Origin of the sequence: Bdellovibrio bacteriovorus, from assembly GCF_001592755.1 — a bacterium.
Lineage (GTDB): Bacteria > Bdellovibrionota > Bdellovibrionia > Bdellovibrionales > Bdellovibrionaceae > Bdellovibrio > Bdellovibrio bacteriovorus_E.
In genome coordinates this window covers 277708-295054 of the sequence record NZ_LUKF01000019.1, presented here as the reverse complement: position 1 = coordinate 295054, position 17347 = coordinate 277708, and the positions used below count along the sequence as shown (strand labels likewise).

General features: G+C 43.8%; 19 protein-coding genes and 3 tRNA genes. 17 read left to right on the top strand and 5 right to left on the bottom strand.

Annotated features, from left to right (window positions below):
- Nucleotides 1-49: 49 nt before the first annotated feature.
- The 4 genes from AZI85_RS16120 to queF are packed head-to-tail and all read left to right on the top strand — an operon-like array spanning nucleotide 50 to nucleotide 4448.
- Complete coding sequence (locus AZI85_RS16120; RefSeq protein ID WP_063245005.1) at nucleotides 50-2086, top strand: hypothetical protein; 2037 nt, start codon at nucleotides 50-52, stop codon at nucleotides 2084-2086.
- Nucleotides 2076-3413 (top strand): hypothetical protein, encoded by a 1338-nt coding sequence (locus tag AZI85_RS16115; protein ID WP_063245004.1) that lies wholly within the window; start codon nucleotides 2076-2078, stop codon nucleotides 3411-3413. The genes AZI85_RS16120 and AZI85_RS16115 overlap by 11 nt, the downstream gene beginning before the upstream one ends.
- A complete protein-coding gene (locus tag AZI85_RS16110) occupies nucleotides 3410-3895 on the top strand; it encodes a hypothetical protein (protein ID WP_063245003.1) in 486 nt (161 codons plus the stop codon). Before AZI85_RS16115 ends, AZI85_RS16110 begins: the two co-directional genes overlap by 4 nt.
- 40 nt (nucleotides 3896-3935) lie before the next feature.
- Nucleotides 3936-4448 (top strand): preQ(1) synthase, encoded by a 513-nt coding sequence (gene queF / locus AZI85_RS16105; protein ID WP_063245002.1) that lies wholly within the window; start codon nucleotides 3936-3938, stop codon nucleotides 4446-4448.
- A gap of 3 nt (nucleotides 4449-4451) precedes the next feature.
- Here the strand turns inward: queF and AZI85_RS16100 are convergent, their stop codons facing one another.
- Entirely contained in the window at nucleotides 4452-4661 is a 210-nt protein-coding gene (locus AZI85_RS16100; RefSeq protein WP_063245001.1) for a SlyX family protein, read from the bottom strand.
- 301 nt (nucleotides 4662-4962) lie between these two features.
- On the opposite strand from AZI85_RS16100, the gene AZI85_RS16095 reads away from it, so the two are divergent.
- The 3 genes from AZI85_RS16095 to AZI85_RS17570 are packed head-to-tail and all read left to right on the top strand — an operon-like array spanning nucleotide 4963 to nucleotide 7483.
- Nucleotides 4963-5319 carry a hypothetical protein gene (locus AZI85_RS16095; protein WP_063245000.1) on the top strand — a complete coding sequence of 119 codons (357 nt, stop codon included), beginning with the start codon at nucleotides 4963-4965 and terminating at the stop codon, nucleotides 5317-5319.
- Between the two features lie 15 nt (nucleotides 5320-5334).
- Complete coding sequence (locus AZI85_RS16090; protein ID WP_063244999.1) at nucleotides 5335-6246, top strand: hypothetical protein; 912 nt, start codon at nucleotides 5335-5337, stop codon at nucleotides 6244-6246.
- On the top strand, nucleotides 6239-7483 hold the full coding sequence (locus AZI85_RS17570) for an N-acetyltransferase (protein ID WP_081111047.1): 1245 nt from the start codon (nucleotides 6239-6241) through the stop codon (nucleotides 7481-7483). The genes AZI85_RS16090 and AZI85_RS17570 overlap by 8 nt, the downstream gene beginning before the upstream one ends.
- Here AZI85_RS17570 and AZI85_RS16085 read toward each other — a convergent pair.
- Nucleotides 7462-7554: transfer RNA gene (locus AZI85_RS16085), tRNA-Ser, on the bottom strand. The two genes, AZI85_RS17570 and AZI85_RS16085, sit on opposite strands and share 22 nt — an antisense overlap.
- A 144-nt stretch (nucleotides 7555-7698) precedes the next feature.
- Here AZI85_RS16085 and AZI85_RS16080 point away from each other — a divergent pair.
- The 3 genes from AZI85_RS16080 (at nucleotide 7699) to AZI85_RS16070 (ending at nucleotide 8429) form a co-directional block, all read left to right on the top strand.
- Nucleotides 7699-7775 (top strand) — tRNA-Arg (locus tag AZI85_RS16080).
- Nucleotides 7776-7842: 67 nt separating this feature from the next.
- A complete protein-coding gene (locus AZI85_RS16075; protein ID WP_063244998.1) occupies nucleotides 7843-8295 on the top strand; it encodes a hypothetical protein in 453 nt (150 codons plus the stop codon).
- Between the two features lie 58 nt (nucleotides 8296-8353).
- Nucleotides 8354-8429, top strand: a tRNA-Asn gene (locus AZI85_RS16070).
- Between the two features lie 68 nt (nucleotides 8430-8497).
- Here the strand turns inward: AZI85_RS16070 and AZI85_RS16065 are convergent.
- Nucleotides 8498-9250 carry a phytanoyl-CoA dioxygenase family protein gene (locus tag AZI85_RS16065; protein WP_063244997.1) on the bottom strand — a complete coding sequence of 251 codons (753 nt, stop codon included), beginning with the start codon at nucleotides 9248-9250 and terminating at the stop codon, nucleotides 8498-8500.
- Between the two features lie 189 nt (nucleotides 9251-9439).
- Here AZI85_RS16065 and AZI85_RS16060 point away from each other — a divergent pair, with 189 nt between their 5' ends.
- From AZI85_RS16060 to groL, 4 genes are all read left to right on the top strand, one after another.
- Nucleotides 9440-10207 (top strand): carbonic anhydrase, encoded by a 768-nt coding sequence (locus AZI85_RS16060; protein WP_063244996.1) that lies wholly within the window; start codon nucleotides 9440-9442, stop codon nucleotides 10205-10207.
- Between the two features lie 164 nt (nucleotides 10208-10371).
- Nucleotides 10372-10875 (top strand): hypothetical protein, encoded by a 504-nt coding sequence (locus AZI85_RS16055; RefSeq protein ID WP_063244995.1) that lies wholly within the window; start codon nucleotides 10372-10374, stop codon nucleotides 10873-10875.
- Nucleotides 10876-11023: 148 nt separating this feature from the next.
- A complete protein-coding gene (groES, locus tag AZI85_RS16050; RefSeq protein WP_041872753.1) occupies nucleotides 11024-11311 on the top strand; it encodes a co-chaperone GroES in 288 nt (95 codons plus the stop codon).
- Nucleotides 11312-11339: 28 nt separating this feature from the next.
- Nucleotides 11340-12983, top strand: coding sequence for a chaperonin GroEL (gene groL, locus AZI85_RS16045; protein WP_063205910.1), 1644 nt, complete (start codon nucleotides 11340-11342; stop codon nucleotides 12981-12983).
- Between the two features lie 372 nt (nucleotides 12984-13355).
- On the opposite strand, the gene AZI85_RS16040 is transcribed toward groL, so the two are convergent.
- Nucleotides 13356-14954: an outer membrane protein gene (locus tag AZI85_RS16040; protein WP_063244994.1), complete on the bottom strand. Its 1599-nt coding sequence runs from the start codon at nucleotides 14952-14954 to the stop codon at nucleotides 13356-13358.
- 77 nt (nucleotides 14955-15031) lie between these two features.
- Between AZI85_RS16040 and AZI85_RS16035 the strand changes: the two genes are divergently transcribed.
- From AZI85_RS16035 to AZI85_RS16025, 3 genes are read left to right on the top strand one after another with little or no spacing between them, the layout of a single operon-like run.
- On the top strand, nucleotides 15032-16249 hold the full coding sequence (locus AZI85_RS16035) for a hypothetical protein (RefSeq protein ID WP_063244993.1): 1218 nt from the start codon (nucleotides 15032-15034) through the stop codon (nucleotides 16247-16249).
- Nucleotides 16250-16292: 43 nt separating this feature from the next.
- A complete protein-coding gene (locus AZI85_RS16030; RefSeq protein WP_063205916.1) occupies nucleotides 16293-16685 on the top strand; it encodes a response regulator in 393 nt (130 codons plus the stop codon).
- Complete coding sequence (locus AZI85_RS16025; RefSeq protein ID WP_063205918.1) at nucleotides 16672-16932, top strand: hypothetical protein; 261 nt, start codon at nucleotides 16672-16674, stop codon at nucleotides 16930-16932. The genes AZI85_RS16030 and AZI85_RS16025 overlap by 14 nt, the downstream gene beginning before the upstream one ends.
- Nucleotides 16933-17013: 81 nt before the next feature.
- On the opposite strand, the gene AZI85_RS16020 is transcribed toward AZI85_RS16025, so the two are convergent.
- On the bottom strand, nucleotides 17014-17208 hold the full coding sequence (locus AZI85_RS16020) for a hypothetical protein (RefSeq protein WP_041872600.1): 195 nt from the start codon (nucleotides 17206-17208) through the stop codon (nucleotides 17014-17016).
- Between the last annotated feature and the right edge of the window lie 139 nt (nucleotides 17209-17347).

Here is a 17347-nt window from a genome sequence, read left to right as displayed (position 1 = left end):
AGGACTTTCAGGACTCCTGCCCACAGATGAGTTTAGAGACAATAGAGGAATGAAATTATTGAGTTCATTCCTCTTTTTATTTTTGAGCGTTGTTGTTTTAGGATCGTGCACTCACAAAGAAAAGCAGATTCCGCGTGATATCGCTTCTTTGCAAGCCTCGGGCGGTATGGAGGGCATTTGGTTTCTTCAAGGAACATCTTCCACGCGTGGGCCTTACAACGGTGAATTAGAACTCCGCAAATCAAACGATGGCACATTCAACGTCGTCCGTGTTGTCACCTATATTAATTATTTCTTTGATGGGCTCAGAGTGCAGGAAGTGTGGACTGGTAAAGCCGTGGCTTCCGCAAATACGCTCACAATTTCTTATGACATCAAGCAAGCCGATTTCATCACAAAACTTGGAACTCTCAAAAGAGATCCCTCAGAGTTTCGTGCGCCCGTCACTGTGCTATCAAGATTCGTGACATCGCCTGCGGGACTATCGACGAAGTTTAGCGACAAAAAAGAATCTGAATACTCGGAGTGGATTACCACGCGCCGAAATCTGGAAGCTCGTCCATTGTGGGTGAATGAACGAAAAAATCTAGATGCGAAAGGCAAGTCCATTCCTGTCGCTGTTCGTGGAGTCATCAAGTTATTTAAGATGGATATCGGTTACGACAAGGATCCATTGGTAAAATCGTATAAAAACCGGCTCGAGTTTAAAGACGAACATCCTTATGTCGTTTTTGATCCTACGGACTTTGAGTTTTATCGAAATAACAAGGACATCATTCGCGTAACAAATAAAATTACCGACGATATTAGCATCACAGAGGCTGTGGTGAAACGTAATGCTTACTCACCCACTTTGCCTGACAAAGCTCAAGGGTATGATAAGAATGCGAAAGATTTCCATATCAACGAAGCCGGTATGGTTTCGCACGCGGTTTTGGATGAGCAAGGAAGATTTGTTTCCTATAGTCCTGATGGCGACTCTGCATTATGGACTGGTATGTATGTCGCCTCCCAAGCCATGCGCTATTTGAACACGAAAGAATCAGAAGCCCTGCAAAATGTTCGTAAATCTCTTAAGGGACTTATGACTTTGATGGAGATTACGGGCGATAACAAAGAATTCGCCCGCACTCTTGCGATATACAATCCGCAAAATCCGGTTCCTCAAAAATGGCACCGTGGGACGGGCAAATTCGCAAATCTTATTTGGTTAGAGGGCGGGAATAACGACATGGTCAAGGGAATCACTCATGGATTTCTTTGGGCAAGTCTTGTCATTCCAACTTCAGACACAGAAATCTGGAACGAACTTCGCGAAAAATCTCGTCGTCTTCCCGACTTAAGAATCATGTCAGAAAAACCGCAGAATATGCCAGCGGCCTTAGGGCTTGCGACGTTATTCACGGGAGATGCGTCGTACAAAGAGCGTTATCTAAAGTCTTTCAATAAACTGAAAGTCAAAGTGGGTTTGAACTTCGATACAACTTTCTATTGGCATGGCTCTGCTGATTGGAGCGGAATTAACTTAAGCATGGTGGGCGACGTTACTGACATTATGGTCGCAGATATGCTTAAAGAAACAGAGCTTCGCGATAAAATGCGCGAACGCCTGATGGATGCCTGGGTCACGTATCAGCCGGCACGCAGACATCTGCTGACGATTGCAGCTTACGGCTTTGCATACCGACATGGAACGCGTGGTGGTGACTTCCGCAAAGAAAGCAGTGAGGTTCGCTTCAGCGAAGCGCTCAGAGAGTCAATTTGGGGTTTAAGAGAAATTCCTTATCCTCGTCCAAACTTAGATGTGAATATCGATCATTCACTTCGTCCCGAGTGGTGTATGTCACCGATTCCAAGACTCTTCTGGAAATCTTTGAAAAAACCAGAACCTCCTGTTTCTTATTTCTATCAAGGTCTTTACAGCTATCCGGTGTTTGAACTGAGTGCTTTCTCCAGCGGATTTCTTTGGAAAGATTCGGCTTTTGCTTATACAGAATCCCACAATCGGGGTGTTGAACAAGCAGGTGTCGATTATCTTTATGCATATTGGTTAGCACGATACTCTGGAGTGAGGGATGTTCAGTAAAAAAATCGCCCTGGGAATTTTTGTTACGGCGGTTTCATTTTTAGCTTGGGCAAAAAAAGAAATTGTCTTTTTTGGCGGTGGCGGCGAGCCCGACGGCCAAACGACGATCTTTGATGCCACCTATGGAAACTTTGCGCCTTTCAGAGAAGGCAGCGGTTGGAAAGCCCGCTCGTACTTCGATGGAGGACATCATATTTCCGAAGCCCTTGCGGAAGATATGTTTAAAGGCGCAAATAAACCGATGACTGCCGAAAACATGAAGGCAGAGGTTGCATCTCTTAAGAAACGCATTCAAAGCGGGGATCTTAAATCCGGAGATCAATTACTTATTACCGTCGCCACGCATGGAGCAAAACAAAAAGACGGTCAACGCACTCACAGTGTTGCCACGACCGACAACAAATTCAACATGGATGAACTTAAACAGCTTCGTGATCTTGCCGAAGCCAAAGGTGTGCAGCTTGGAATCGTCGATATGTCTTGCCATTCAGGCCCTGTGACTTCGCTAGGCTCTGACAAAACATGTGTCGTTTCGATGGGTGGCGAAGGAGTCGCCTGGAATGTATCCGGAGATAAATTTGGTCAGTTACTTACAAAAGGAAACTCGTTAGAAAGCGCATTCTTGGCTAGTAGAAAGGACCCGAAAGCATTGGTGCTAGGGGCTCCGCAAATTTCTACGGACGCTGGCAAAAAAGCCTTTAGCGCCACAAAGTTCTTAACGAACTCGCTGATGGCTGCTGATCAACTTGCAGAAATTCCGTTAAGCAAAATGTCTTGCTACGGTACTAATTCAATTCCGTATCTTCGCCTTGTCAGTGATCTTAAAGAGGTTGATAAAGCGGCAGGCTTTCAAAGCTATTATAAGTACGCGCGCGTTCAAATGGGTCTTGATAAAAGTAAAAATCAGCCTGTCATCGATAAACTGAAAGCAGCTTTAGACGATTACAATTCTGCTAGGGACAAGATAGTAAAGGCACACGAACAAGCCGAAAAGCTTAATAAGAGTGAATGCATCAATGTTGCTGATACGAAAATGTGTGGAACGAAAGAGCAATTTATTGCGGGCGTCACCGCACTGACAGAGAAAAAAAAGCTGAAAGGGTTGACCGTAAGAGAACAAACAGAACTTTCTATGTATCAAAAGTACGTGAATACCGACGCTTTCAAAACATGGCAGTCGCTTCGTTCAAACTTTCGAAATGACAAGACATTGCATGACAAGGCAATGAACGTCGCTAGGGCCGAGCGTGAAGTTTACGACGAACTTTATAAAGTTTATTCGAGTGAAAACAAAAAACCTAATCCCTGTAGGGACTTTAAATTATGAAAAAACACCTGTGGAAAAGTCTGTTGATGATGTGGATTCTGAGTACGTCTTGCATATCTAACGCAGACGAAAAATTCAAATGCGGCGAGTACGAATTCAAAGGCGTCATCAAACAAGTGGATGGAAATTCCGTCCTCAAGCTGTATGAAGGTTCCATGAGTGAGACGGTATTTTCGTTGGCTCCGGACCTAGCAGAAGTGGCAAGTGTGTACAAAGACTCTGCCGTCACGCTTAAAGGGAAACTGTTCGAGCCTGCAAAAAATTATCGTGGAAAAATTGAATCAACAAAAACGGCTGAAGAAATCAAAGAGCTTACTTCAGAAGACAAACCTTATACGGCCCGTTTTATGAGGGACGATATAAAAGAAAGAGTCCCAGATCCTCTTCATCCGGATATGGATTCAGGAATGAAGCTCGTAAAAGCGGAAAGCTGCGATCGGAAGGCTGAAAAATCCTCCTCGAAGAAGCCTAAAAAGAAGTAAGGCATTGCTATTCATCACTCATTGAAATAAAAGAGCGCCCATGAAAAAGAAAAACGGCAGAGACGCAAAAGAATTAGCTAACTTCGCATTAGGCGAAAACCAAACTCAATATCCCGAGACCTATGCGCCGGAGATTTTAGAAGCTTTCGACAATAAGAATCCAGGCAAGATTGCTTGGACAACATTTGTTTGTACCGAGTTCACTTCTTTGTGTCCGAAGACTCGCCAACCTGATTTCGCTAAAATTTTTGTTAACTATATCGCTGACAAAAAGATGGTCGAATCAAAGTCGTTAAAACTTTATCTTTTCAGCTTCCGCAATCACGGTGATTTCCACGAAGACTGTGTGCAAACAATTTGTGATGATCTTGTAGCGCTCATGAAGCCGAAATATATCGAAGTCGTTGGGGAGTTCACTCCGCGCGGAGGCATCGCCATTTATCCTTACGCAAGTTATGCCGTCAAAGATAAGTTCTTCCAAGATTTGTATAAGAAGCGCTTGAGCGAATACGCTCCAGGCAAGTACTCCATGGAGCTTTCAAAGCTTTATTAGAATCTAGTAGTGAGGCGGCTTTTCGTGACCACGAATCTCAAGGCCGCTTTCATCCGTCATCAGCTCTTTCAATTTCGCCGTTAATCCCTGAACCATCTTTTCAAGTTGGTCGATGGTCTTTTGTTGTTGGTAAAGAACCTGGTTCAGTTCTTCCACGATCATTTCTTGGTGAGCCAATTTTGTTTCGATATCGATTAAGCGTGTTTCGTCCATGAGTCATTTATAATCTGAATGCCGTCTATTATGAAGTGGATTGGTAATTTTGAAAATTCTTTAGGAATCTAACTAGTTAACGATCTTTGAATTCAATAGTCCTGCGAACGAAAGGCCACTATCCCATTGAGCTAGCGACTTATGAACTGCCGAATCTAATATTCCTAATCTTCGGACGCCGGGTACTTAAAGTTGGACAAAATCGCTGACATTGCCGCAGAAACCCATTTCCTTTGATTTGAAGACGGGCACGGTCCGTGCTTCGTACAAGCATCAAACAGCTTATACAAGGAGAAGCTTTATGAATAAAAAGACAATTTTAGCACTTTTACTAACAGCCAATCTTTATGGCCATATGGCCTCAGCGCATGAGGTTATTGTATCAGAAAGACGTTTGCAGAGTATTTCTGCGTCTGAACTTTCAATTTTGGTTAGTCAAGGCGCCGTCCGAATCCATGACAATAAAGCGGTATTAAATATTCGAAAACTTGATTCAATGCTCAGAGATCCTTTTCAAGCACAGTCACTTGCTAAAGAGGCTCAAAAAACGGCAACGCGTTTCGTACCATACGGACAGACAGACGATGAAGTAAGTATTGAGCACAAGAATCTCGTAGATGCATTAACTACGCGATTTGTTCCATACGGAAATACTTAAGGAAAGGAAGTGCCTATGGACGCTCAAATCTTTAATGATTGGCTGAATTTGATGTCTGATTCCAAGAATGCTTTAAAGCATCCCATAGGCACCTCCATTTGGCTAGACGGTCTTGAAAAAATTAAAAATCTTTCGGTGGAAACTTTTTTTAGACCTACAGATACCCTGACAACGCAGGAATGTGATGCTCTAAATTTTTTGCGGGAGGCTAGCCGAAACACATTAATTCAGAAAAATTTTTGGGTCTCGGGGCACGCGAGTCTTATGTACAACTCCCCTTACTATAGAGCGATTAACAACGAGGCTTCCGCAGGCAAAACGTTGTATCATTTTGTTCAAGATGATTTTGGTGAATTTTGCCCTTGGAATAGTACAGTTACATTGGGAAGGAAGTTTTATTCATCCTTAGATGGGCAAATTCGAATTCCTTTTTACACTTTTAATCATGAGAATACGCACCTTTATTTCAAAGATGCGTATTCAAATATTCAAATCGAAGACAGGGAAATGCACGAATTAATTATTTTGATTGAATGGTTTTGTATATCAATGGATTTAATTTTGGCTTACGATTTAATTCGCACTGGAATGACCTATTGCTTTGAAGAGCTTTGTCGGGTTCCGAGCAAGAAGAGTGACGCTAATATCTTTATTAAGTATTGCCTCAGTATCGGCTCAATTAACAGTTTTGCCGATAAATTTCGCTCAGTTTTTTTGGCTGAAAAAGAGTATGCGGAAGTCTACGATCTAATATCAAGTGACACCCTTATTAAGCATCGATCTTTTGCGCAAGAAAATGTCTTAAACAACTCTCGAGATATTCCATGTGCCATGTCTCCTGAAGCTGCGAGAACATTGATTTTGAAACTAAAAACGGCTTCTCTTTCGGATCTTATCTTCGACTTTACCGGAGTTGTTTATGCTTAAAAAGAATTTTGAGTTCACCGAGATTTCGCCGGTAAATGTTTACCGCTTATCTATAGGTCATATAGCAGAAAATCTTGATGGGAAGTTTTTTTTGAAATCATCTCGACCGGATCCGATTTCCAATGAGCACATAAATCGAGAAGCAACTGCATACCAGGCCCTTAGTGGTATTAAAAATGTGATGCCCCTACTAGGCACGAAAGATATTTTAGGACAAAATTTTCTCGTATTTCCGTTTATCAAAGAGGATCTTTTTGATTATATCGGCAAGATAACCCAAGCGAAGTTAGTGTCAGAGATTCTACTTCCGCTTCTGAAGTCTCTAAGTTCAATACACAATGCTGGTTATATTCACGGCGACGTAAAATTAGAAAATGTGCGAGTTTATGAAGAGGATGGTCTGCATGTATTCCTTGCAGATTTTGGAAAATCTGTGCGGATGGGAACTTTTGCTCCTCACAGAATAAGTAGTCTGTCACAACATACTCCCCCTGATATGACCATAAGTCCTCAGTTAGATATTTATTCTATAGGCGTACTAGCATTTCAGCTTCTGTTTGGAATAGATTTTTTAAAAAAGTATCAAATGGCAGGTCGGGACTTTGAGAAAATACCTGAATCTAAAAGATACGATCCTCATCTTTTAAAATTCATTTCAGTCGCGACAGAACCCTCTGCACTTTATCGTTTTAAAAGTGCAAATCAGGCTATTAATTTTCTCGCTGGTTCTTCTCTTGATTCCATATTAAGCAGCGAACCTTACGATTTGAATTCTAACTTCGAGTTCTATCTTGAATGCATGAGAGCTATTTTTCTAGAGAGCAATCGGTCCACTGCAGATTTTGAAGCGTTTGTAGGCCCATGGGGGATAAAGTATTATGAAAGATTGAAGAACTGGTTGGGTAAAAAAATGCATCTTGTCCATTTAAGGTTCGGATCCGATCTTGTCGGAATCTGTGAAGCTACCATTAAGGATAGTGGCCTCGGCATGATAAGTTCGATTTTTCTCTCTCCCGGACATCGTGGCAAGGGTGGGGCTGAAATTTTGGAAAGATCAGCCTTAAAGTTTTTTATAGATAATAACCTTGAAATGGCGACTCTGAATGTTACCGAAAGCAACGAAAGAGCTATTCGGTTTTATCAAAAACACGATTGGATTCAGTCGCCAGGAAACGATTATATTGGTGCGGTACGATTTACGAAAAAGATAAAAAATGGCGGAAAGGGCGGGATTTGAACCCGCGGTACACCTTTTGAGTGTACGAGCGTTTAGCAAACGCTTGGTTTCAGCCACTCACCCACCTTTCCGCGGTCGGTTTTAATTCGACTGAGAAACCAAACTGCCATAGCGAGCCCCTTTAATCAAGGATTTGGCCTTATTCTTTTTGTAAATTTAGCAAGAATGCTTGATTTTTCCCTGGCCGCAGTCTATCTATACTTCTCTTTCACAGTGCACTCGTAGCTCAGCTGGATAGAGTACATGACTACGAATCATGTGGTCAGAGGTTCGAATCCTCTCGAGTGCACCATTTTTTTCCTTATTAAACTTCACGTTATAACTAGACCGTTTTCAACTCGCCGAGTTAACGTAGCGTCATGAAGATTTCTTTCTATTTTAAAATCGCCATGATGATCGTTTCTTTGGGCGTTGTCCTTTATGCGATCCGCGCTTTGCAAACCCGCGAGTTCAAACAAAAACTTTCTGACCCACAAAGTGCTTTGGGTATGTTGATCGGGAGCGACTATCGCCCGATGAACTGGTGCCCGCCCGAAACCTCTAAAGTTGAGATTTATTCGTTGTCGGGGGAGCTAAAAAAGACTCTTACAAGTTCTTCAGAAATCAGCAGCGTTTGCGAAATTATGCTGGGCGGTTTCACTAGCGAAGGTATCGAAGAAGCGGCTTATAAAAAGCGCCTAGTGGCTTTAACTTCATCTGGAGAGTCGAAAACCCTGGAACAGAACGAAAAAATACCGGTTTTTAGAGCCCAAGGGATGCCTTTTAGTTCGCCGATGCTGACCAAGGCTTTGGAGCGGCTGGAGGCTCCGTAACCGCGATTTCTGTTTGACAAGAAACGCCCAAAGCCCTAATTATAGTTCTTCACCGAGTTCAGAAGTAGCTCAGTCGGTAGAGCAAGCGGCTGTTAACCGCTGGGTCGGGGGTTCGAGTCCCTCCTTCTGAGCCATTTATTTTTCAATAAATGTGATTAAGAAAACCAAGTCCACAAGGCTTGGTTTTTTTATTTTCAGCACCTTAAATAAATCTATTCGTAGCCATCATGCGGATCTTCTTTGTCGCGTTGACCGACGGAGCATGGAGTACTCTCATATCCATAAAAAAGACGTCGCCGGCTTTTCCCGCCATTTCAATGACCAAGACATCGACTCCATGAATATTGTGTGGCTTCGCTAACTTTTCTGCATCAACGGAATCACCACTGTAAAGCTGAGTAAATAGCGGATCGTCCCTCAGCAATTTGTGGGCATTCCCTCCCTGAGCTTGCGGTAAGTAGTGAAGCTGATGAGAGCCTGCAATCGCGAGTGTCGCGCCACCACGAGTCTGAACATCGTCAATAAGAACAAACGCCTGAACACCGACTAAAACATTTTGTTTGGGTACGGTGATGTCGAGGTGCCAATTCAATTTCGCTAAAGACCATTCTGCTTTATGTGGAAAAGACAGTAAAAGTTGGGGGTGAATCGAAAGAGCTGGAGAGTTATTCGACACTAACGAGCGGACCGCAGCCACAATAACGTCATGACGAAACAAGGTGGTAAGTTGGGACTCCACCTTCACCATCTGGCCCAGCCTGCCGGTTTGCTGAAAAAGAGGAAGGTCATTGATCTTAGAAGAAGAAAGTTTGCTGCCGACTTTAAGTTTTAATCTTTCAAGTTCTGAAAGAATTGCTTGTTGCACAATCGAGACATCATTCGGACGAAGAGCTTTTTTGAGATGAAGAATCCCGGTTTCTTGAAATATTTTTTTCTGCTCTTCTGAAAGATTCATACAAGTATACTATTCAGACAATTTGAAACACGCAACCCGCTTCCAAATGTTACTAAAACTTGAAGATCGAACAAGAAATCCCCAAAATCTTGATTACGATCAGAGTGTATTCACTTTCACTAAACAAAGCTTAACTTCTGGCTTGCTACTCCCGAAAAGAAAGTAACTTCTTACCAAGGGACTTTCCCAATGAAAGCTATCTTTTCGTTTCTAGTTGTCTCAGCGTTTTCGCTCTCGTTATTCGCTAATGATCATGCTCCTGCCGGAGTGGATGCAGAAACTTCTTTGCGTTGGCTGCAAAATGGAAACAGCCGTTTTACAGGCGCAAAGCTTCGCAGCGATGGTCAATCACAAGGTGATGTGCATCGTTTAAGTACGGGGCAGAAACCTCATGCTATTGTCCTAAGTTGCAGTGATTCGCGTGTTCCTCCTGAAGTCGTCTTTGACCAAAAATTGGGAGAGATCTTTGTCGTCAGAACCGCTGGTGAAGCTCTTGGAGATAATGCTATCGGAAGTATTGAATACGCCGTTGAACATTTGGGATCAAAGCTCTTGGTAGTTATGGGCCACACCTCTTGTGGAGCTGTGAAAGCTGCTCATAGCACTTTGAATGGATCAAGCTTAGGTACGCCGGCGCTTGATGGTTTAGTGAAGGACATTCAACCACGCATTTCTCAATTCAAAGATAAAAAGCCCAGCAAGAATTTTGAAACAGAGTCTTGGGCGAATACCGAGGGCGTTGCGAAAGATCTTGTCACTCGCTCAGAAATGATTCGCAAAAAAGTAGAAAGTGGTGACCTTCGAATTGTGTCTTCACTCTATGATTTAGAGTCAGGCCATGTAGCGTTTAAGACGGAGCCGACTCTGCAAATGCGTATTCCTGCAAGCGTTGACGAACCAAAAAAAGCGGATAAAAAAGCTCACGATGAACACGCTCATGCAGAGCACGGCCACTAGATTTAAATGTAGGTTTTTCCTGTAAAGCCAATTTCGTCTCAAAGTAACACATTTGGGCCCCCAAAGGGGCCCAGGTCGTTTATATTGCAAATGAGACATGTTTCCCTGGGCACAACCCTTGTAATAAGCCTCCTTGGAATTGTGGACGTCTGTTGGAGGAGCCAATGAGCTTTCTTAAAATTTTACCTCTTATCGCCTTTTGGTCTATGACCGCTTTTGCTATGAAAGCGGGAGCAGAGGTAAAGAGCTATCGTGAATGGAAAACAGAGCGTGTTCAGCTAGCTCAAGCTGACGTCATGAATTTAAAAGCACAAATTGATCTTAAAAAAGCTTCTCGCGCGATGGCGCAAGGAACGGATCCAAATCTTTCTAATAAGGCAGCTGTAGAGGCCGTTTCCTCGACAGACATGGGCGTAGAAAAACTAGAACGCCGTCTTCGTGAAGAACAATACGATTTAGAAGTAGCTAAAGACCTTTCTGTGACTGATTACTTTGTAGGTTACCTCACAAAAGTTCAGGACAAAAAGGCAGCCTTTAATGAGGTTGCTGGCAAATTAAGCCCTGAAGAAGTGGCTGAACTTATGACGGCTTATGCAAACTCCGTCTTTGGGGCCCATGCCTCAGATCTGCCTGTCAGCGCTAATAACGTAGCTAAAGAACCGAAATAATTTTCTGATATTATAAGTTCCTGAAATTTCTGAAATTAATCGGCGTGTCATGAGAAAAATTGGGCACCCGACCTTGACTCCTATCCCAGCCGATTCATATTACCTTCGTGATTTAAACACGGAGGCAATTACTATGGCTAAGAACGAAATTGGCGTTCGTCCACTTCATGACAGAATTCTAGTTCGCAGAATGGCGGAAGAAGAAAAAACCGCTGGCGGACTTTTCATCCCAGATACAGCAAAAGAAAAACCACAACGTGGCGAAATCATCGCTACTGGCAAAGGCCGTATCACTGAAGACGGAAAAGTACTTCCTCTTGAAGTGAAAGTTGGCGACAAAGTGCTTTTCGGAAAATACGCAGGCACAGAGTTGAAACTTGAGGGCGACGAATACCTAATGATGCGCGAAGAAGACATCTTAGGCGTATTCAACTAATTCAATTAAATAAAAAACGGAGTAAACCATGTCTAAAGTATTAACATTCTCAGAAGACGCTCGCGCACACATCTTGAAAGGTGTGAACACTCTTGCGAACGCAGTAAAAGTAACTTTGGGACCAAAAGGTCGTAACGTAGTTATCGACAAATCTTTCGGTTCTCCTCTTATCACTAAAGACGGTGTCACTGTTGCCAAAGAAATCGAATTGGAAAACAAATTCGAAAACATGGGCGCTCAAATGGTTAAAGAAGTTGCTTCTAAAACCAATGATGAAGCCGGTGACGGTACAACGACTGCAACTGTTCTAGCACAAGCTATCTATCGCGAAGGTGCTAAACTTGTTTCTGCAGGTCACAACCCAATGTCAATCAAACGTGGTATCGACAAAGCGGTAGCAACTGTTATCGACGAGTTGAAATCAATGGCGAAACCTGTAAAAGGTTCTAACGAAGTTGCTCAAGTTGGATCTATCTCTGCAAATAACGATAAAGAAATCGGTCAAATGCTTGCAGACGCTATGGACAAAGTTGGCAAAGAAGGCGTTATCACTATCGAAGAATCTAAAACTGCGAAAACAGAAGTAACAGTTGTAGAAGGTATGCAATTCGACCGTGGTTACCTTTCACCATACTTCGTAACTAATGCAGAAAGAATGGAAGCAGTTCTTGAGAACGCTTACGTTCTTGTTTACGACAAAAAAATCTCTTCAATGAAAGATATGATCGGTATCCTTGAAGGCGTTGCTAAGCAAGGTCGTCAATTGTTGATCATCGCTGAAGACGTTGAAGGCGAAGCACTTGCAACTCTAGTTGTGAACAAACTTCGTGGCACTCTTCACATTGCTGCGGTTAAAGCTCCAGGCTTCGGTGACCGTCGTAAAGCTATGCTTGAAGACATCGCTATCTTGACTGGCGCGAAAGTGATCTCTGAAGATATCGGTCGCAAACTAGAGCAAGCTACTGTAGCTGACCTAGGTATCGCGAAACGTATCGTTGTAGACAAAGACAACACAACTATCATCGATGGTTCTGGTAAAAAAGCCGACATCCAAGCTCGTGTTGCTACAATCAAATCTCAAATCGACGAAACTTCATCTGACTACGATAAAGAAAAATTGAAAGAGCGTTTGGCTAAATTGGCTGGCGGCGTAGCTGTTATCCACGTTGGTGCTCCTTCTGAAGTAGAGATGAAAGAGAAAAAACACCGCGTAGAAGACGCTTTGAACGCGACTCGCGCAGCTGTTGAAGAAGGTATCGTAGCTGGTGGTGGTACTGCTTTGCTTCGCGCTTCTCAAAAAGTTGATAAAACTAAATTCTCTGAAGAAGAGTCTTTCGGTGCGATGATCATCAAACGTGCTTGTGAAGAGCCAATTCGTCAAATCTCTGCAAACGCAGGTCTTGATGGCGCGATCGTTTTGGATCGTATCCTTCAAAATAAATCTGCTACTTGGGGATTCAACGCTTACTCTGACGAATACACTGACCTAATCAAAGACGGTGTTATCGATCCAGTTAAAGTTGTTCGTTGTGCATTGACTAACGCTGCTTCTGTAGCTTCTTTGATGCTTACTACTGAAACAATGATCGCTGAAGCTCCTAAGAAAGATGCTCCAATGCCTGCTGGTGCTCCTGGTATGGGCGGTATGGGTGGCATGGGCGATATGATGTAATCGGCTTGCCGAACATCTTTGTTCTTTTCGAAAAGCCTGGGATTATTCCTGGGCTTTTTTTTTTGGCTTTCTGGAACTGGCTTCGAGCGGGGGATTTTCTTAGATTCCCTATTCGGGTATTTACCGCTTCGGTCGGGCACGCCATCCGGGCTCAGTTGCCGCCGCACTTCGTGCGGTTCGCGCCGTCGTGGCGCCGGCAAAGGCCCGAGCCTTCGGGTAAACACCCAAATAGGGAATCTAAGAAAATCTTCGCTATAATCATCACATGCTTCAAAAAATAAAAGGCAGGAGTGATTCCTGCCTTTTATTAAGTTTGATGTTCGGGCCTTACATCGGTGTGTTTTTTTGGGAAGGTGCTTTGCACCTTCTTTTTTAGAATAGGTATTGTACGCCGGCCATTAGGGTTGTCATTTTGTGGCTGGTGCTTGTGGCTGGGTCGGTTCTTTGGCCGGTGCCGGTGAAGTCGGATGTGTAGTTTTCTAGGAGGAGTTCTCCTCTGATTTTGAAGCGGGTTTTTAGTTTATAGTCTACGAAGAAGCTGAAGCTGTTGATCTTGTTGTCGGAGGAAGCTCCGCTGGTTTTGTTTTCGCTTAGGGATGGGTTTAGATAGAAATCTAGTTTGCCGCCTATGTCTATGGGGAGTTCTTCGGATAATGGGAATTGGCCGGCTACGCTTAGGGCGAAGCCGCCGTATTTCATTGTGGTGAAGGCTGTTGGGGTGCTGTCGTCGACGCTGAAGTTTGTGTTCGTGTAACCGCCGGCGATTTGTAGTTTTGGGCCGAAGAAATCGTTTGTTAATAGGAAGTTGTAACCGAAGTTAACGCCGTATTGGCCCATCGACATGTTCAAGCTTCCGGGGGAGGATCCGGCTAGGTCGTTGTCGATTGAAAATACGGATTGGCGTAATAGGACGCCTACGTACCATTGGGGGTTCAGCCAGATTTCACCGCGTACCAAAATATTTGGTGCTAGGTTGCTGCTGCCGCTGATGGAGCCTGCGGTTTGTAGGTTTACGTTCTGAGTGTAGCTTGCAAAGCCGGCCATCAATTCGATTTTTCCGAATTGAGGAGGCATCGTTGGTAACCATTCTTGGGGGTCTTCACCAAAAGCGACTTCTTTGTCGGGTCTTGTTGAGATGTCTTGAAGAACCTTTCCTGAAGGTGTTGTCACTGGGACGGAGTATTTCACAAACTCATCCGGCATGACTTTCGATCCTACGGCGATGACTCCTGGTTCTTTTTCCATTTCGACGTAACCGAAGCTTAGATAAGGCTCTACTTTAAAAAGTTTCACGCGGCCCAGAACTTCTTTTTCTGTGCTGACCATGAACTTCAATTTGGGATGGCGATTTACTTTGATGATTTGAACAACGGAAACGCGGCTTTCAGGTTTTAGACCGTAAGCGCTTCCTAAGTTCAATGTCACTTGCTGACCGCGACGACTTAAAATGGTCGAGCGAAATGGCATTCGATATTTTAAATTCTCAAATAGCTTTCTAGCTTCGTTTCTGATTTCCGCTGTTTCAAAACCTTTGTAGTCGTTTAATGATTCCCGCAACAAAGGCAAACCTTCACGGCCTACAAAAAGTGTTAGCGTGATCGAAATTCCTCGAGGGCCGCGGATGATTTTAGAAGTTAAGGCGGCTTCGCTCTTTGAGGCTTCTAAAATTTTTTGCACGTCTTGAGGCTTTTCATCAAGTAACGCTGAATTCACTTTTACGTCGGAAGGATAATTCGCCAACGACCACTGCTTATCTTCGTTCAAAACTTTTCTTAGTTCTTCTTCTACGGGACGAGAATAAATTCCACCAACGTTGTCCGTCGTGGGGACAAGGACGATAGACTTAATTGCTAGATCTTGGTCAACGGTGCTGACGTAAGTGTTCTGGGCAATAGTCTGGCCGAACGCCGTCGAGGATATAGAAATGAAACAGGACGCGACGAAGAGGAAACTAAGAAGAAATGATTTCATAAATTTATTCTGCACTGCCTCTGAAAACTCGTCAATTTGGCGTCAAGTAATTCGGACCGAGAGCCGAAGAATTTCCTATGAAAATCTTTGTTTCAATCTTCACTGCCGTGTCCCTGTTAGCATCAGCTGAAATCTCTTTTGCGCAAATGGGTCTTGAAGGCTTTTCATCTGGACGTTATGAAGTTCGTAAAAAAGCTTCTCGTAAACCTGCGTCCGAGGGCGAAGCGACTCCTGTTGTGACTGATGCTGACGGAGTTAAAATAAGAACTCTTAAAGAAAGCGAATTAGAAGCTGAAAAGAAAGCCGAAGAAGCCGCCGAGCTTGCAAAAGCCGAGGCCGCACGTAAAGAGGCTGAAAAGAAAGCCGCGGAAGAAAAGCTAGCAAAAGAAAAGGCGACGCAATTAACGGCTCCGCCGACGGTGACGTCTAGTCCTGTTCCGGCGCACCCACCGATCCCTGTAAAGGAAATCACAGTAGATGCAGAGGTCCAGGAGCCCACTTTGTCAGAGCATGCGGAAAGCCTGTTTTCCAGCCAAGCAGATCGCATCTATGATTTTTATCGTGAACAAATTCATCCCGATGATATTCGTAACAATAAGGTAGAACTGGATGTGACGCCGGTTGTGGCTTACAACGAGTCTCAGTCCAACTATTCTTTCCGCGACTATCAAAGCTTCTTTAATGCTTTAAAGCTAAAAACCAATGTGTGGTTCACACCTCGAATTGGTGTGAGCGGACAAATGATGTTTTCTTTAGCGGCTGATGTGGATTCTTTAGTGGATAGCTCTCGAATTCCGGCGAAGTACGAATATTTGGATTTGGGTTTGAACTTCAGAAAGTTCTTTGGTGTTTCTCGCAAATCAAGTTCAGTCGAATTTTCCCTTCTATTTAGTGAAAATAAAATGAACGTGCCTAGCGACAACACGTCTCGCGCTCGTCTTAAAACTTCAGGCGTCGGTGTGGGTCTGAAAGCTCGTATCCCGACATCAGTGAATCATTCCTGGGTTGTGGGTGGAACTTTCTTTCCGCGTTTGCAGCACTCTGAATCAGTTACCGGTGCTGATATGCGTTCGGGATCTTCAGAAGAATCTATCCGCATTGGTGTGGACGTTGGGGGAGAATGGAAGTTTTCGCGTGAAGGCCAGATGATTTGGAATCTGGGGGTCAGTGCGGAACGAAACGTCTTCGATGGCGCCGCAGGTCTTCCCGACCCTAGTACGGGGACGACGCCTTCGAATGTCAGTGTGACGAACTCGGTTTACATGTTCTCCCTAGGCTATCGTTGGGGACACTAAAATCCTCTCATCAAACTAAGAACTAAAATCTATACTGAGCGGTATGAAGATACGTTTTGCTGTTATCGACGATGCCGCTTTCTTGCGTGAACTGGTGAAGAATATTGTAACTTCGGCCGGTGGCGTTTGCGTCGGTGAAGCTGCCAATGGTGATGAAGCCATCACACTTGTTGAATCCACCCTACCTGAACTTGTATTTCTTGATATGGTCATGCCTCTTCGAAACGGCATTGAAACTGCCAAAGTTTTAAAAGAACTTCATCCTGAAATTAAAATCATTGGTTGTTCGACGATCGATCAAGAAGCTTATGTACAAAAGGCTTACGAGGCGGGATTTGATGCCTATGTGACGAAGCCTTTCAGCAAAGAACAAATCTTAGAAGCTATTTCCAAAGTATTACCGCAGCAGGGAGAATCCACTCATGGAAGAACTTAAATTTGTAGCCAAATGCTTGTGCTTCACAATGCTTTTGATCATGCTTATGCAGGTCAAAATTGGTGGCGCTTCGATCGAATATCATTCGTTCCGCTGGTTGCAAAGATCGACGGTTTCTGAATATGTGCAGAGTGCTGCCGCTGGTGGTGCAATGGCTATTCGTAACTTGGGTCGTACGTTGAAAGATGGCGTAGCCAGTACAGTGGATGGATTTCAAGAAGGCGCTCACGAAAAAGCTGTGCGCTAGGTCTTAAAAAAAGGGAAAGGAAGAGCATCCAAGGGGGGGGATAGACACTCTTCCTTCGGGGGCATTTCGAATTCAGGTCGACTATTTCTGACCTGAGGCTGCTGCTTCAGCTCCGGCTTTCGCCGTCGATTTAGCAACTCTTACTTTTTCCGGGTTCGTGGATGCGAAGCGACCGCTCTTCGTTTGGTGATTGCACACCGCAGATGTACCGGCAACAGACATAGAGGCTGATGCAATAATAGAAAGAGCAATAATAGATCCGAACATCTTCTTCATAGAAAACTCCTTATCACGAGTATCAAACAATAAAATCTACTCAAAGAAGGTTCATTGCACTGGGTGTGCCAGCAAGGTCTTGTTCAGATGTCTCAAATTGAGAAGGCAGGATCAAATAAGGAAGGAATAAGGAGAAATA